Origin of the sequence: Cupriavidus sp. 30B13, assembly GCF_049059565.2 — a bacterium.
Lineage (GTDB): Bacteria > Pseudomonadota > Gammaproteobacteria > Burkholderiales > Burkholderiaceae > Cupriavidus.
Map to the genome: position 1 here is coordinate 1,063,138 of NZ_CP188223.1, position 12,892 is coordinate 1,076,029.

Annotated in this window: 14 protein-coding genes; 8 read left to right on the forward strand and 6 right to left on the reverse strand. The window is 72.4% G+C overall.

What is annotated here, in order from left to right:
* Positions 1 to 23: 23 nt before the first annotated feature.
* A complete protein-coding gene (locus ACKI2N_RS05005; protein ID WP_420995456.1) occupies positions 24 to 830 on the forward strand; it encodes a tyrosine-protein phosphatase in 807 nt (268 codons plus the stop codon).
* Between the two features lie 18 nt (positions 831 to 848).
* Here the strand turns inward: ACKI2N_RS05005 and ACKI2N_RS05010 are convergent, their stop codons facing one another.
* Positions 849 to 2,138 carry an acetate/propionate family kinase gene (locus ACKI2N_RS05010; RefSeq protein ID WP_420995457.1) on the reverse strand — a complete coding sequence of 430 codons (1,290 nt, stop codon included), beginning with the start codon at positions 2,136 to 2,138 and terminating at the stop codon, positions 849 to 851.
* Positions 2,139 to 2,184: 46 nt separating this feature from the next.
* Positions 2,185 to 3,126, reverse strand: coding sequence for a phosphate acetyltransferase (locus ACKI2N_RS05015; protein WP_420995458.1), 942 nt, complete (start codon positions 3,124 to 3,126; stop codon positions 2,185 to 2,187).
* 449 nt (positions 3,127 to 3,575) lie between these two features.
* Here ACKI2N_RS05015 and ACKI2N_RS05020 point away from each other — a divergent pair, with 449 nt between their 5' ends.
* The 5 genes from ACKI2N_RS05020 (at position 3,576) to ACKI2N_RS05040 (ending at position 8,496) form a co-directional block, all read left to right on the forward strand.
* A complete protein-coding gene (locus ACKI2N_RS05020; protein ID WP_420995459.1) occupies positions 3,576 to 5,837 on the forward strand; it encodes a DUF3141 domain-containing protein in 2,262 nt (753 codons plus the stop codon).
* 4 nt (positions 5,838 to 5,841) lie between these two features.
* Entirely contained in the window at positions 5,842 to 6,621 is a 780-nt protein-coding gene (gene fabI, locus ACKI2N_RS05025; RefSeq protein WP_420995460.1) for an enoyl-ACP reductase FabI, read from the forward strand.
* A 109-nt stretch (positions 6,622 to 6,730) separates the two neighbouring features.
* A complete protein-coding gene (locus ACKI2N_RS05030) occupies positions 6,731 to 6,973 on the forward strand; it encodes an RNA recognition motif domain-containing protein (RefSeq protein ID WP_420995461.1) in 243 nt (80 codons plus the stop codon).
* Between the two features lie 82 nt (positions 6,974 to 7,055).
* On the forward strand, positions 7,056 to 7,898 hold the full coding sequence (locus tag ACKI2N_RS05035) for a TOBE domain-containing protein (RefSeq protein WP_420995462.1): 843 nt from the start codon (positions 7,056 to 7,058) through the stop codon (positions 7,896 to 7,898).
* An 88-nt stretch (positions 7,899 to 7,986) separates the two neighbouring features.
* A complete protein-coding gene (locus ACKI2N_RS05040) occupies positions 7,987 to 8,496 on the forward strand; it encodes a class IV adenylate cyclase (protein WP_420995463.1) in 510 nt (169 codons plus the stop codon).
* A 1-nt stretch (position 8,497) separates the two neighbouring features.
* Here the strand turns inward: ACKI2N_RS05040 and ACKI2N_RS05045 are convergent, their stop codons facing one another.
* The 3 genes from ACKI2N_RS05045 to modA all read right to left on the reverse strand — a co-directional run bounded on the left by ACKI2N_RS05045 (position 8,498) and on the right by modA (position 10,796).
* Entirely contained in the window at positions 8,498 to 9,217 is a 720-nt protein-coding gene (locus ACKI2N_RS05045; RefSeq protein WP_420995464.1) for an ATP-binding cassette domain-containing protein, read from the reverse strand.
* Between the two features lie 7 nt (positions 9,218 to 9,224).
* Positions 9,225 to 9,896, reverse strand: a complete 672-nt coding sequence (modB, locus tag ACKI2N_RS05050) for a molybdate ABC transporter permease subunit (protein WP_420995547.1) — start codon at positions 9,894 to 9,896, stop codon at positions 9,225 to 9,227.
* A gap of 84 nt (positions 9,897 to 9,980) precedes the next feature.
* A complete protein-coding gene (gene modA / locus ACKI2N_RS05055) occupies positions 9,981 to 10,796 on the reverse strand; it encodes a molybdate ABC transporter substrate-binding protein (protein ID WP_420995465.1) in 816 nt (271 codons plus the stop codon).
* 366 nt (positions 10,797 to 11,162) lie between these two features.
* Here modA and ACKI2N_RS05060 point away from each other — a divergent pair, with 366 nt between their 5' ends.
* A complete protein-coding gene (locus ACKI2N_RS05060; RefSeq protein WP_420995466.1) occupies positions 11,163 to 11,861 on the forward strand; it encodes a tetratricopeptide repeat protein in 699 nt (232 codons plus the stop codon).
* 75 nt (positions 11,862 to 11,936) lie between these two features.
* On the opposite strand, the gene ACKI2N_RS05065 is transcribed toward ACKI2N_RS05060, so the two are convergent.
* Positions 11,937 to 12,131: a DUF1059 domain-containing protein gene (locus ACKI2N_RS05065; protein WP_420995467.1), complete on the reverse strand. Its 195-nt coding sequence runs from the start codon at positions 12,129 to 12,131 to the stop codon at positions 11,937 to 11,939.
* A 209-nt stretch (positions 12,132 to 12,340) separates the two neighbouring features.
* Here ACKI2N_RS05065 and ACKI2N_RS05070 point away from each other — a divergent pair, with 209 nt between their 5' ends.
* Positions 12,341 to 12,880, forward strand: coding sequence for a nucleoside 2-deoxyribosyltransferase (locus tag ACKI2N_RS05070; RefSeq protein ID WP_420995468.1), 540 nt, complete (start codon positions 12,341 to 12,343; stop codon positions 12,878 to 12,880).
* Positions 12,881 to 12,892: the final 12 nt, after the last annotated feature.

Consider the following 12,892-nt stretch of genomic DNA (forward strand, 5'->3'; position numbering starts at 1 on the left):
CGCATCAACCGGGACAGGAATCGATGCGGGAAACGGGTGCCGGCGAAACCGGCCAGGAGGAAGTGTCAGCAACGCCGCCAGCAACGCCGCAGGGCGCGGCACTGGCGCTCGACAACGTGGTCAACCTGCGCGACCTCGGCGGCCTTGCCACGCGCGACGGCCGCCGCGTGCGCGCCGGCAAGCTGTTCCGCAGCGGCAACCCGGCCTTTGCCAGCGTGGCCGACCTGGCGCGGCTGCGCGCGCTGCGGCTCGACATGGTGATCGACTTCCGCTCCTCGGGCGAGAAGTCGCCGCGGGAGCGCGCGTTCGGCGAAGCCTTCCGCTGGATCGCCACGCCGGTGCTGGAAGGCAGCATGTCGATGGCCGAGCTGATGCCGCGCATGCGCGGCGGCAGCCCCGCGCAGATGGAGGCCTTCATGCTGGAGGTCTACGGCGACTTCCCGCGCAAGTACCAGGCCGCCTTCGGCGGCTTCCTCAAGGCCGCGGAGGCGGGCGGCAACCTGCTGTACCACTGCACCGCGGGCAAGGACCGCACCGGCTTCGCCACGCTGTTGCTGCTGGCCGGGCTCGGCGTCGGCGAGCACGCCATCATGGCCAACTACCTGGAGTCCAACCACTGGAACCGGGACTTCAACGCGCAGATGAGCGCGCGCGCCGCCGAGGGCGGCGTCGATCCCGAGGTGATGCGGCCGCTGCTGGAGGTCAAGGCTGCCTACCTGGAGGCGTCGCTGCACGCCATCGGGCGCGACCATGGCGGCATGGAAGCGTATCTCGGCGGCGTGCTCGGGGTCGACGTGCAGCGCCTGCGCCAGGCTTATCTGGCGGCCTGAGCGCTGCCGCCGCGCGGGCTATGCGGCCTGGCCGCTGCGCCGCTCGCCGGCCGGTTCGCCGGCTTGTTCGCCGGCCTGCTCCTTGCGGGCGTTCTGCTGCTCCAGCATGATGCGCGCGGTATTCAGCGCGATCATCCCTTCCTCGTCGGTGGGCAGCACCAGCACCGGCACGCGGCTGTCGTCGCGGCTGATGCGCTGGCGGTTCTCGCCGTTGGCGCCGGCGTCCAGGCTGATGCCGAACAGCTCCGCCAGGCGCGCGCAGATGCGCTCGCGCACCGGCGGCGAATTGGCGCCGATGCCGGCGGTGAACACCAGCGCGTCGAGCCCGCCCAGCGTGGTGGCCAGCTTGCCGATTTCCTGCGCGGCGCGGTAGGCGTAGAAATCGATGGCCAGGCGCGCGCGCGGCGCATCGCTGGCCAGCAGCGCGCGCATGTCGCTGCTCACGCCGGACAGGCCCTTGAGCCCCGATTCCTGGTACAGCATGGCCTCGATGTCCGGCGTGGCCATGCCTTGCTGCGACAGCCACAGGACCGCGCCGGCGTCGATGGCGCCGCAGCGCGTGCCCATCGGCAGGCCGTCGAGCGCGGTCAGGCCCATGGTGGACTCGATGCTGCGGCCCGCGCGCATGGCGCACAGGCTGGCGCCGTTGCCGAGGTGGGCCACGATCACGCGGCCGGCGGCGAGGTCGGGCGCCACCTGCTGCAGCCGGCGCGCGATGTACTCGTAGGACAGGCCGTGGAAGCCGTAGCGGCGGATGCCCCGCTCGAAGTATTCGTAAGGCAGCGCCAGCAGCTGGGCCATCTGGTCGTGCCCGGCGTGGAACGCGGTGTCGAAGCAGGCCACCTGCAGCAGCGCGGGCGCCGCCTCGCGCACCGCGCGGATCGCGGTGAGGTTGTGCGGCTGGTGCAGCGGCGCCAGCGGCACCAGCGCCTCGAGCTTGGCGATCACCTCGTCGTCGATCTTCACCGCCGCGGCGTAGTCGGCGCCGCCGTGCACCACGCGGTGGCCGATCGCCACCGGCGGCGCGTCGCGCAGGCCGATGCTCAGCACCAGGCGGATCAGGCGGAAGGCGGCATCGTGGTCGGCCACCTGCGCGACCGGGAAGCGTTCGTCGGCGACCGCGCGGCCGTCGGCCATGCTGGCGGTCAGGCGCGGCGCGACGCCGATGCCCTCGATCTGGCCGTGCGCGCTGAGCACCGGGTTGATGTCGGTGTTGGCGTGCGCGGCCTCGGGCACGGTGTAGACCGAGACCTTGACGCTGGACGAGCCGGCATTGACGACGAGGATGGTGGGATGGATGGCGCTCACGCTGGCATGCCTCCTTGCGGCGACGGCGATGTGGGAATGGATGGCTTCAGACCGCGGCGGGCGCCTGCGCGACGCGGCGCGCATGCGCCACCAGCACGGCGATGGCGCAGCTGCCGATGCGCGCGCGCACGCTGTCGGCGCGGCTGGTGAGGATGATGGGCACGCGCGCGCCCAGCACGATGCCGGCGGCTTCGGCGCCGGCCAGGAAGGTGAGCTGCTTGGCCAGCATGTTGCCCGATTCCAGGTCCGGCACCAGCAGGATGTCGGGGTCGCCCGCCACCTCGGACACGATGCCCTTGGTGATGGCGGCCTCGCGGCTGATGGCGTTGTCGAAGGCCAGCGGGCCGTCGAGGATGCCGCCTTCGATCTGGCCGCGCCGGCTCATCATGCACAGCGCGGCGGCGTCGATGGTGGAGGGGATCTTGTCGGTCACCGTCTCCACCGCCGAGAGGATCGCCACCTTGGGGTTGTCGATGCCGAGCACGCGCAGCAGGTCGATCGCATTGCGGCAGATGTCGGCCTTGTCGTTGAGCGTGGGGAAGATGTTGACCGCGGCGTCGGTGATGAACAGCGGCTTGTGGTAGCTCGGCACGTCCATCGCGAACACGTGCGAGAGGCGGCGCGCGGTGCGCAGGCCGGTGGCCGAGGCGGTGACCTCGTGCATCAGTTCGTCGGTGTGCAGGCTGCCCTTCATCAGCAGCTCGGCCTCGCCGGCGCGCACGGCCTGCACCGCGCGCGCGGCGGCGGCGTGGCTGTGCGGCACGTCGATCAGCACGGCGTCGCCCAGCTCCAGCGCATTGGCCTGCGCCACCTGGCGGATGCGCGCCGCCGGCCCGATCAGCAGCGGCACGATCAGGCCGAGCTGCGCGGCCTGCAGCGCGCCGCCCAGCGAGGAGGCATCGCAGGGATGCGCCACCGCGGTGGGGATGGCGGCAAGGTCGCTGCAGCGGGCCAGCAGGACGGAGTACTTGTCGAGGGCGTGGTTCATCGGCGGCTCCAATCTCCAGTGCGTCGGGTCCGGACGGGGCGGCCCTGGTGTGTCCGGGGGCCGTCCGGGGTGTCCGGAGTGTCGATTCGGTGCGTCGGCCGGGGGCGCCGTCGCGCGGGAACATGCTGCGTCGCGCAAAAAGCAAGGCTCAGTATAGGGCATGTTTCCGGCGCAAAGATGACATGGCGCAACCTCCCGCAAGTGGCCCGGGGCGCCCCGGAATCTCTCCGCGAGTCTTTCGCGGGCGCGCTTGTCAAGGTCATGCGGCGCTGGTAGATTGGCCGTGCTGCAGGGCAGCAATCCGACGCGGGCGCAGGCCGGGAGACGGCCTGCGCGGGCCTGCGCGCGGCTGCCGCTGCCTCCAACGCCACACCGCAGGAGGACGCCGAGTGAACGCACGTGTACCCGTCACCCCGACCGCCGGAGCATCCGGGAATACCGAGGCCGGCATGTTGGCGCCGCCCCCCGCGTGGTCCTACGCGGTCGATGCCTGGCAGCGCGCCATTCTGCTGCTCGATATCCTGCGCGAGCGCGGCAACCAGACCTTCGAGCACGAGCGCGAGGGCATGCCGCCGGTGCTGGTGTTCGACCACGAGATCGTGGTCGACGGCCGCACGCTCGCGCAGCCCGCCAACTACGCGCTGCTGCGCGTGCTGCCGCCGCCGGTGGGATGCGTGCCCACCGACGAGACCAAGCGGCCTTTCGTGGTGATCGACCCGCGCGCCGGGCACGGCCCCGGCATCGGCGGCTTCAAGATCGACAGCGAGATCGGCATCGCGCTGCGGCGCGGCCATCCGTGCTACTTCGTCACCTTCTTCCCGGTGCCGTGCCCGGGCCAGACCATCGAGAGCGTGGCGCGCGCCGAGGCCGTGTTCCTGCAGACCGTGATCGAGCGCCACCCGCACGCGCAGGGCAAGCCCTTCGTGATCGGCAATTGCCAGGGCGGCTGGGCGCTGATGCTGCTGGCCGCCGCCGCGCCCGACCTGCCCGGCCCGCTGCTGCTGGCGGGCTCGCCGCTGTCGTACTGGGCCGGCGTGCGCGGGCGCAACCCGATGCGCTACAGCGGCGGGCTGCTGGGCGGCTCGTGGCTGGCCTCGCTGTTCGCCGACCTCGGCAACGGCCGCTTCGACGGCGCCTGGCTGGTGGAGAACTTCGAGCAGCTCAACCCGGCCAACACGCTGTGGAAGAAGCTCTACGACGTGTACGCCAGGGTCGACACCGAGCGCGAGCGCTTCCTCGAGTTCGAGCTGTGGTGGGGCGGCCACTTCCTGCTCAACCGCGCCGAGATCGACTGGATCGTGCAGAACCTGTTCGTCGGCAACCACCTCACCGCCGGCGAAGTGCGCAGCGCCGACGGCAACCTCGCGGTGGACCTGCGCAACGTGCGCTCGCCGATCGTGGTGTTCGCCTCCTGGGGCGACAACATCACGCCGCCGCAGCAGGCGCTGGACTGGATCCCCGATCTCTACGCCAGCGTCGACGAGATCGTCGCCAACGAGCAGGTCATCGTCTACTGCCTGCACGAGAAGGTCGGGCACCTCGGCATCTTCGTCTCGGCCGGCGTGGCCAACCGCGAGCACACCGAGCTGATTTCCGCGCTGGACCTGATCGACGTGCTGCCGCCCGGCCTGTACGAGGCGCGCATCGAGGACATCGCGCCGGGCACCTCGCACCTGGACCTGATCGACGGGCGCTACCTGATGCGCTTCGAGCGCCGCACCATCGACGATATCCTCGCGCTCGACGACGGCCGCGACGACGAGCACCCGTTCGAGGTGGTGCGGCGCGTGGCCGAGATCAACCAGCGCCTCTACGACACCTTCGCCTCGCCGCTGGTGCAGGCCATGTCCAACGAGCTGAGCGCGTATGCCATGCGGCAGCTCCATCCGGCCCGGCTCGAGCGCTCGCTGGCGTCCGACGCGAACCCGTGGATGGCGTGGATCGCCGCGCTCGCGCCGGCCGTGCGCGCGGCCCGCCGGCCGGTGGCGCAGGACAACCCGTTCCTCACGCTCGAGCGCGCCGCGTCCGACTACATCGTGCGCACGCTCGATGCGTGGCGCGACCAGCGCGACGCCTGCTACGAGCAGGTGTTCGAGGCGCTGTACCAATCGCCGTGGCTGTCGGCGCTGGTCGGCTTCGATCCCGGCGCGCACCGGCGCGGGCCGCCGCCGCAGAGCGCGGCGCTGCGCAGCGAGCTGGCCGCGCGGCGCATCCACGACGCCGAGCGCCAGATCGCGCAGGGCACGCCGCTCGACGCCTTCATGCGCATCGTGGCCTACGTCGCCGACGAGAATGCGTCCATCGAGGAGCGGCCCTTCAACCTGATGCGCAAGATGGCGCAGGAGCACCTCGCGCAGCAGCCCGACATCGCCGCCATCAAGGCCGCCGTCAAGCGCCAGAGCTTCATCGTCGCGCTCGATCCCGCGCGCGCCGTGGCCGCGCTGCCGCAGTTGCTGCCGGACGCCGCGCAGCGCCACGGCATCATGGTGGCCATGCACCGCATCCTCACCGTGGCCGGCCCGCTCGAAGGCGGGCGCCTGGCCCGCTACCGCGAGGTAGCGCGCATCCTGGGCACGGACCATACCGCGCGGCTGGAGGCGCCGCCTGCCGGCGCGGCGCCGGCCGCCGTGCCCGCGGTGCCCGAGGTGTCTGCCGTGCCCGAGTCGCCCGAGTCGCCCGATCGGGCGGCACCCGCCAAGCCAGGGGAGTGACAGCATGGTCCAGGTACCCAATCCCCCCTTGCTGGGCGCGCGCGTGCTGGTGGTCGGCGTGGCCAACGCGGAGTCCATCGCCTGGGGCTGCGCGCGCGCGTTCCGCGAGCTCGGCGCGGAGCTGGCGCTGACCTATCTCAACGACAAGGCCTATCCGCACGTGGCCCCGCTGGCCGAGGCGGTGGGCGCCACCATCGTGATGCCGCTCGACGTGGAAGACGGCGCGCAGGAGCAGGCCCTGTTCGAGCGCATCGCGCAGCAGTGGGGCAAGCTCGACGCGGTGGTGCACTCGGTGGCGTTCGCGCCCAGGGACGACCTGCAGGGCGGGCTGCTGAACTCTTCCGCGGCCGGCTTCGCGCGGGCCATGGACATCTCGTGCCATTCCTTCGTGCGCCTCGCGCGGCGCGCGGTGCCGCTGATGCCCGATGGCGGCAGCCTGTTCGCCATGAGCTACGAAGGCGCGGTCAGGGTGGTGCCGAACTACGACCTGATGGGCCCGGTCAAGGCCGCGCTCGAAGCTTCCTGCCGCTACCTGGCGCACGAGCTGGGCCCGCGCGGGATCCGCGTGCACGCGATCTCGCCGGGGCCGCTCAAGACCCGCGCCGCCTCCGGCCTGAAGGATTTCGACCGCCTGCTGGCGGACGCGGCCGGGCGCGCGCCGCTGGGCGAGCTGGTGGACATCATGGACGTCGGCTTCGCCACCGCCTACCTCGCCACGCCCTACGCGCGCCGCATTTCCGGCAATACGGTGTACGTGGACGGCGGCGTGCACATCATGGGCTAGGGTGCCGGCGCGCGCGCCGCGCGGCCGTTGCGGCGGCCTACAATGGTGGAAACAACGAAGGCCGCAGCCGCGCCGCGGGGCGTGCTCGGTCTCTACTCGGGAGCCACACATGAAGGTACTCATCCGGGGCTTGCACCGTGATGTGACCGAACCGATGCTGCGCGAAAAACTCGCGCCCTACGCGCCGGTGACCGCGGTGGAGATGGTGCGCGACGGCGACCCCGACCACCCGTGGGCCTGGGTGGACCTCGACGTCGATCCCTTCACCGCGTGGCGCCTGCTGCGCCAGCTCGACCGCCAGTACTTCGCCGGCAGCATGATGCGCTGGTATATCCCCGCCCACCAGGGCTAGGCCGCGCCGCGCGCGGATTGGCGCTAACATAGCCGGCTTGTGCCACTTTGCGGCGCCGCCACGCGGCGGCGCCTCTCCACTCATGCTGGAACTCGACGGCGCGATCTGGTTCCGCTCCGGCGGCCGCGACTGGGGCGGCCGCGAGCGCATCGCCCTGCTCGCGGCGATCGGCGAGCACGGCTCCATCACGGCCGCGGCCAAGGCCGTGGGCCTGAGCTACAAGGCCGCCTGGGACGCCATCGACGCGATGAACAACAGCGCCGGCGAGCCGCTGGTGGTGCGCGCCACCGGCGGCAAGGGCGGCGGCGGCACCGTGCTGACCGCGCGCGGCGAGCGCCTGATCCGCACCTACCGCGCGCTCGAACAGGAGCACCAGCGCTTCCTCGCCCACCTGGGCCGGCTGAGTGACCTTGCCGGGCCGGCGCAGCAAGACCTCGACCTGATCCGCCGCTTCATGGTCCGCACCAGCGCGCGCAACAGGCTGTTCGGCACCGTGGCCGCCATCCGCGCCGGCGCCGTCAACGACGAAGTCGCGCTGGCGCTGCCGGGCGGGCAGCAGGTGATCGCCAGCATCACCCATGAGAGCGTGGAGACGCTCGGGCTGGCGCCCGGCGTGGAGGCGTTCGCGCTGGTCAAGGCCTCGTCGGTGCTGCTCGGCGTGCCGGGTTCTGCTCCGGATTCCGCTCCGGATTCCGCTCTCGATGCCGGCGCCGGCCTGCGGCTGTCGGCGCGCAACCAGTTGCCCGGCAGCGTGGCGCGCGTGCTGCCCGGCGCGGTCAACACCGAGGTGGCGCTGGTGCTCGACGGCGGCGCCACCGTGGTGGCCGTCGTCACCCATGACAGCGTGGCGGCGCTGGGCCTGGCCGAAGGCAGCCGCGCGCTGGCCGTGTTCAAGGCATCGAGCGTGATCCTCGGCGCGCTGTAAGGCGCGCATGGGGCTGCGCCCGGCTGCGCTAGAATCCGGCCTTCGCGCCGGCGGCGTGGCGCGCGGCGCAAGCACAGGAAGATACGACATGCCCACCAACGTGGAAATCAAGGCCCGCATCGCCAGCGTCGAGGCGCTGGTCCCGCTGGTGGCCCCATTGGCCGATCATGGCCCGGAACGGATCGAGCAGGACGACACCTTCTTCGCCTGCGCCAACGGCCGCCTCAAGCTGCGCGCGTTTCCGTCCGGCGAAGGCCAGCTCATCTTCTACGCCCGCGCCGACCAGGCCGGGCCGAAGGAGAGCCACTACATCATCTCGCCCACCGCCGCGCCGGACTCCTTGCGCGCCGCGCTGGCCGCGGCGTGGGGCGAGGGCGGGCGCGTGCGCAAGACGCGCGTGCTCTACCTGGTGGGCCGCACGCGCGTGCACCTGGACCGGGTGGAAGGGCTGGGGGATTTCCTGGAGCTGGAAGTGGTGCTGGCCGACGGCGAAGCGCCCGGGGCGGGCGTGGCCGAGGCGCACGACCTGCTCGCCAGGCTCGGCGTGGCGCGCGGGCAACTGGTGGAAACCGCCTACGTGGACCTGCTGCGCGGATAGCCTAGATGCGCGCCGGGGCCGGCGCGTACACCTGCGGATGCCCCTTGACCGGCCCGCCGCCATGGATGCGGCCGTCGCGCACCTCCAGCACGTGGTCGCCCAGCGCCTCGACGTCCTCGGGGTCGTGCGAGATCACCAGCATCGGCACCTCCAGGCTGGCCTGCAGCGCCCGCAGCTCGTTGCGCATGCGCACGCGCAGCGCGGGGTCCAGCGCGGAGAACGGCTCGTCGAGCAGCACGATGTCGGGCTGCGCCACCAGCGCGCGCGCCAGCGCCGTGCGCTGCTTCTGCCCGCCCGAGATCTCGCCGGGATAGTTGCCGGTGATCGCGCCCAGGCCGAACGCGTCGATCCAGCGCTGCGCCTCCGGGTGCCGGGCCTTGCGGCCCGGGTTGCGCCAGCCGCGCGCGAGGCCGAAGGCGATGTTCTGCGCCACCGTCAGGTGAGGGAACAGCGCGTAGTCCTGGAACAGGTAGGCTACGCGGCGCTCCTGCGGGCGCACGTCGACGCCGCCCGCGCTGTCGAACAGCGTGCGCCCGTTGAGCACGATGCGGCCGCTGTCGGGCCGCAGCAGCCCGGCGATGGCGCGCAGCGTGAGGCTCTTGCCCGCGCCGGACGGCCCGAACAGGGCGATGCGCCGGCTCTCCGACTCGAAGCTGATGTCCAGCGCGAAGCGGCGGTCGTCGGTGCCGAGGTCCTTGCGGACCGTGACGTGCATGCTCATGGCCGCCTCATCCCAGGGTCTTGCGCGCTGCCGGCACCAGCCGGCCCGCCGCCACCAGCAGCACCACGCAGGTGACCGAGGTCACCAGCACCAGCAGGTTGGCAGTATTGTCGTCGCCGGCCTGCACCGCTTCGTAGATGGCCACCGACAGCGTCTGCGTGCGGCCCGGCAGGTTGCCGGCCACCATCAGCGTGGCGCCGAACTCGCCCAGCGCGCGCGCAAACGCCAGCAGCACGCCGGCGACGATGCCGCGCGCGGCCAGCGGCAGGGTGACGCGGAAGAAGATGCCGGCCTCCGGCGTGCCGAGCACGCGCGCGGCGTCCTCGTACTGGCTGTTCACGCCTTCGAAGGCGGCGCGCGCGGACTTGAGCACCAGCGGGAAGGCCACGATGGTGGAGGCCAGCACCGCGCCCTGCCAGGTGAAGACCAGCTCGATGCCGAGCTTGCCGAGCCATTCGCCGAGCACGCCGCGCCGGCCCACCAGCACCAGCAGGTAATAGCCCATCACGGTGGGCGGCAGCACCAGCGGCAGCGTGAGGATGGCGTCGACCAGGTCGCGCGCGCCGGAGCGCCATCGCGACAGCGCATAGGCCGCGGCCACGCCGAGCACGGCATTGATCAGCGTGGCCCAGCCCGCCACCTTGAGCGACAGCGCCAGCGGGACCCAGACGGATTGCAGGGAATTCATAAGGATGGCCGGCGCGCGCGAAGCGCCGGCGGCGGGAGGCGCCGGGTCCGCTTGCGCGGCCCGGCGGCCGCGGGATCAGGGCTTGAGGAAACCGTACTTGGCCAGCACGGCCTGGCCTTCGTCCGAGAGCACATAACCGACGAAGGCGGCGGCCTCGGCCGGCTGCCTGGCGATGGCGGTGACGGCGATGGGGTAGGTGACCGGCTGGCGCGTCGGCACGCGCAGCGCGACCTTGACCTTGTCCGGCATGATGGCCGCGTCGGTGGCGAACACGAAGCCGGCCTCGACCTCGCCGCGCGCCACGTAGTCCAGGCTCTGGCGCACGTTCTGCGCCATCACGCCCTTGGCCGACACCGCATCCCACACGCCGGCGGCTTCCAGCGCGCCCTTGGTGTAGCGGCCCACCGGCACCGAGGCCGGGTTGCCGAAGGCGATGCGCTTGAACTCGGGCCTGGTCAGGTCCTGCAGCTTGCTCACTTCCTGCTTGCTGTCGGCCGGCAGGATCAGCGCGAGCTGGTTGGCGGCGAAGTCGCGGCGCGTGGCGGGGTTGACCACGCGCGCGGCCTCGGCCTTGTTCATCGCGTCCTGGTCGGCCGAGGCGAACACGTCGGCCGGGGCGCCGTTGACGATCTGCTGCATCAGCACGTCCGAGGCGCCGAAGTTCAGGATCACCTTGGTCTGCGGGTGGGAGCGCTCGTAGGACTCGGCCAGTGCCTTGAAGGCGTTGGTCAGGCTGGCCGCGGCGGAGACCACCAGGTCGGCGCCGAAGGCGGCCGGCGCCGACAGCGCCAGCGTGGCGGACAGCAACAGGCCTGCCGCGAGCGAGGCGGTCCGGCGGACACCGCGCGATTGACGGGGCAGGGCGGGCGGGCAAGCGGAGATCGGTTGCATGGGCATGGGCTGGGCGAAGGTTGGGAAAGCGGGCGCCGGCAGGCCGGAAGGGGCGGGCCGCGCGGGCGTCGTCGCGGGCGTCGTGAATGCGCGATGAATGCGCAATATATGACGGTATATAACGCGGCGTCAATGGCACATCCGGCGGCGCCGGCGTCCCCGCGCGGGCGCCGGCGTCACGGGCGTGTCACCGCCGCGTCACCTTGCTGCCATCTGCGTTCATGACAATGGCCGCGACCTCAATGGCTGATGCGGATGGCGATGACGACGACGGCAGCGACGGCGGGAACGGCGGCAACGATGGCGGGCAGGGCGGCAGGCAGGACGGCGCGGCCGCTCCCCGCGGGCAGGGCTGGCGCCGCGCGCGTGGCCGCCCGCCACGACCAGCGCCGGCTGCTCGCCGCCGTGCTGGTGGCCGTGGCGGTGGCCGCCGGCTGCGTCGGCGGCGCCTCGGTGTGGCGCGAGCACGCGGCCGCGCGCCGCCTGCAACTGGCGCACTGGCAGGCGCTGGCGGGCGCGGACCGGCAGGCGCTGGCCGCGCTGCGCGGAGCCGCCCGCGAGGGCGAGGCGGCGGCCCAGGCCGCGCTGGGCGAGGCGCTGCTGGCCGGCAGCGACGACACGCTGCACGCCGAAGGCAGCCGCTGGCTGCGCCAGGCCGCCGAAGCCGGCGACGCGCGCGCGCATTTCCTGCTGGGCAAGGCCGCATTCTCAGGCAATGGCGACGGCAGCGGCGACGGCAGCGAGGCGGGCCACGGCGCCGCGCCCGATGCCGCCGCGGCCTGGCATCACTTCGAGCTCGCCGCGGCCTCCGGCGACAGCGGCGCCGCCTATTACCTCGGCCTGCTGTACCGCGGCGGCTACGGCCGCGCGCCCGATGCGGCTATCGCCGCGCGCTGGTTCGAGGTGGCCGCCGATGCCGGCATCGCCCCGGCCATGTTCATGCTGGCCAACGCCTACCGCGACGGCGCCGGCGTGGCGCGCAACGAGCGCCGCGCACTGGCCTGGTACGAGGAGGCGGCCCGGCGCGGGCATGCCGCCGCGGTCCGGGCGCTGGCCCGCCGCTAGGGCCCGGCCGCGCGGACGGCCCCAAAAAGATGCCGGCATGTGCCGGCATCGTGCCTTGCGCCGCGCGGTCCGCGCTCAGGCCGGCGGCGCGCCGTCCTTGAATGCGCTCTTGAGCATCTGGCGCAGTTCCGGCCCGTCCTCGTGCTGATGGACCTGCACCGCATGCTGCACGGCGACCTGGAGCAGCTCTTCCTCGCTGTCGGCGCTCAGGGCGACCGTGCACTTGGACTCGCTGGGGAATTCGCGGCAATCGATGTATTTGCGTCCCATGGGTGACTCCTGACGCGATGAGGGGTTGAATCGGCGGAGCTTGGCTGGTGCCCCGGTCGCGGCGCGCCGGCCGGTGCCGGCGGGAGCGTGCGAGTCCAGTATAGGGCGGGCCGTGCGAAAGCCCACCCCGGCGCGGGATACGCTATCCTCAAGCGCCTGTCCCACCGCATGCCGGCCGCGCGCCGCGCTGCCCAATCCGACACGCCAAGATGAAATCCATCTACCTAGCCGGTTTCGACGTCTTCCGCCCCGACGCCATCGCCCACGGCGAACATCTCAAGGCACTGTGCGCCCGGCATGGCTTCCTCGGGCTCTATCCGCTCGACAAGGCGGCGCCCGCCGGCCTGCCGGGCCCCGACACCGCCCGCTGGATCTACGAGGCCAATATCAACCTGCTGCGCCGCGCCGACCTGGTGATGGCCAATCTCGACGATTTCCGCGGGCCCGGCGAGCCGGATTCGGGGACGGTGTTCGAGGCGGGCTTCGCGGTGGCGCTGCAGAAACCGGTATGGGGCTACAGCGCCGACGCCGGCACCTTGCTCGAGCGGGTCGCCGTGGCCCGGGGCGAAGACGGCGCCATGCTGGATGCGCGCGGTTTCGTGGTGGAGGATTTCGGCCTGGGCAAGAACCTGATGCTGGCCTGCTCGGTGAAGCTGGTGGCCGGCGGCCCGGCCGAGTGCCTGGCGGCGATGGCGGAAGCCGAGCGGCGCCGCAGCTGCCGCGGCAACGGCGCGCAGTCCGAGGACTGAGCCGCGCCATGG

Bases quoted from the DNA above. Each gene is read 5' to 3' on its own strand.
- ACKI2N_RS05005 (WP_420995456.1), top strand. From the start codon at position 24: ATGCGGGAAACGGGTGCCGGCGAAACCGGCCAGGAGGAAGTGTCAGCA.
- ACKI2N_RS05020 (WP_420995459.1), top strand. From the start codon at position 3,576: ATGTTGGCGCCGCCCCCCGCGTGGTCCTACGCGGTCGATGCCTGGCAG.
- ACKI2N_RS05045 (WP_420995464.1), bottom strand. From the start codon at position 9,217: ATGAGCATGCACGTCACGGTCCGCAAGGACCTCGGCACCGACGACCGC.
- ACKI2N_RS05035 (WP_420995462.1), top strand. From the start codon at position 7,056: ATGCTGGAACTCGACGGCGCGATCTGGTTCCGCTCCGGCGGCCGCGAC.
- ACKI2N_RS05065 (WP_420995467.1), bottom strand. From the start codon at position 12,131: ATGGGACGCAAATACATCGATTGCCGCGAATTCCCCAGCGAGTCCAAG.
- modA (WP_420995465.1), bottom strand. From the start codon at position 10,796: ATGCAACCGATCTCCGCTTGCCCGCCCGCCCTGCCCCGTCAATCGCGC.
- ACKI2N_RS05040 (WP_420995463.1), top strand. From the start codon at position 7,987: ATGCCCACCAACGTGGAAATCAAGGCCCGCATCGCCAGCGTCGAGGCG.
- ACKI2N_RS05030 (WP_420995461.1), top strand. From the start codon at position 6,731: ATGAAGGTACTCATCCGGGGCTTGCACCGTGATGTGACCGAACCGATG.
- ACKI2N_RS05070 (WP_420995468.1), top strand. From the start codon at position 12,341: ATGAAATCCATCTACCTAGCCGGTTTCGACGTCTTCCGCCCCGACGCC.
- fabI (WP_420995460.1), top strand. From the start codon at position 5,842: ATGGTCCAGGTACCCAATCCCCCCTTGCTGGGCGCGCGCGTGCTGGTG.
- ACKI2N_RS05015 (WP_420995458.1), bottom strand. From the start codon at position 3,126: ATGAACCACGCCCTCGACAAGTACTCCGTCCTGCTGGCCCGCTGCAGC.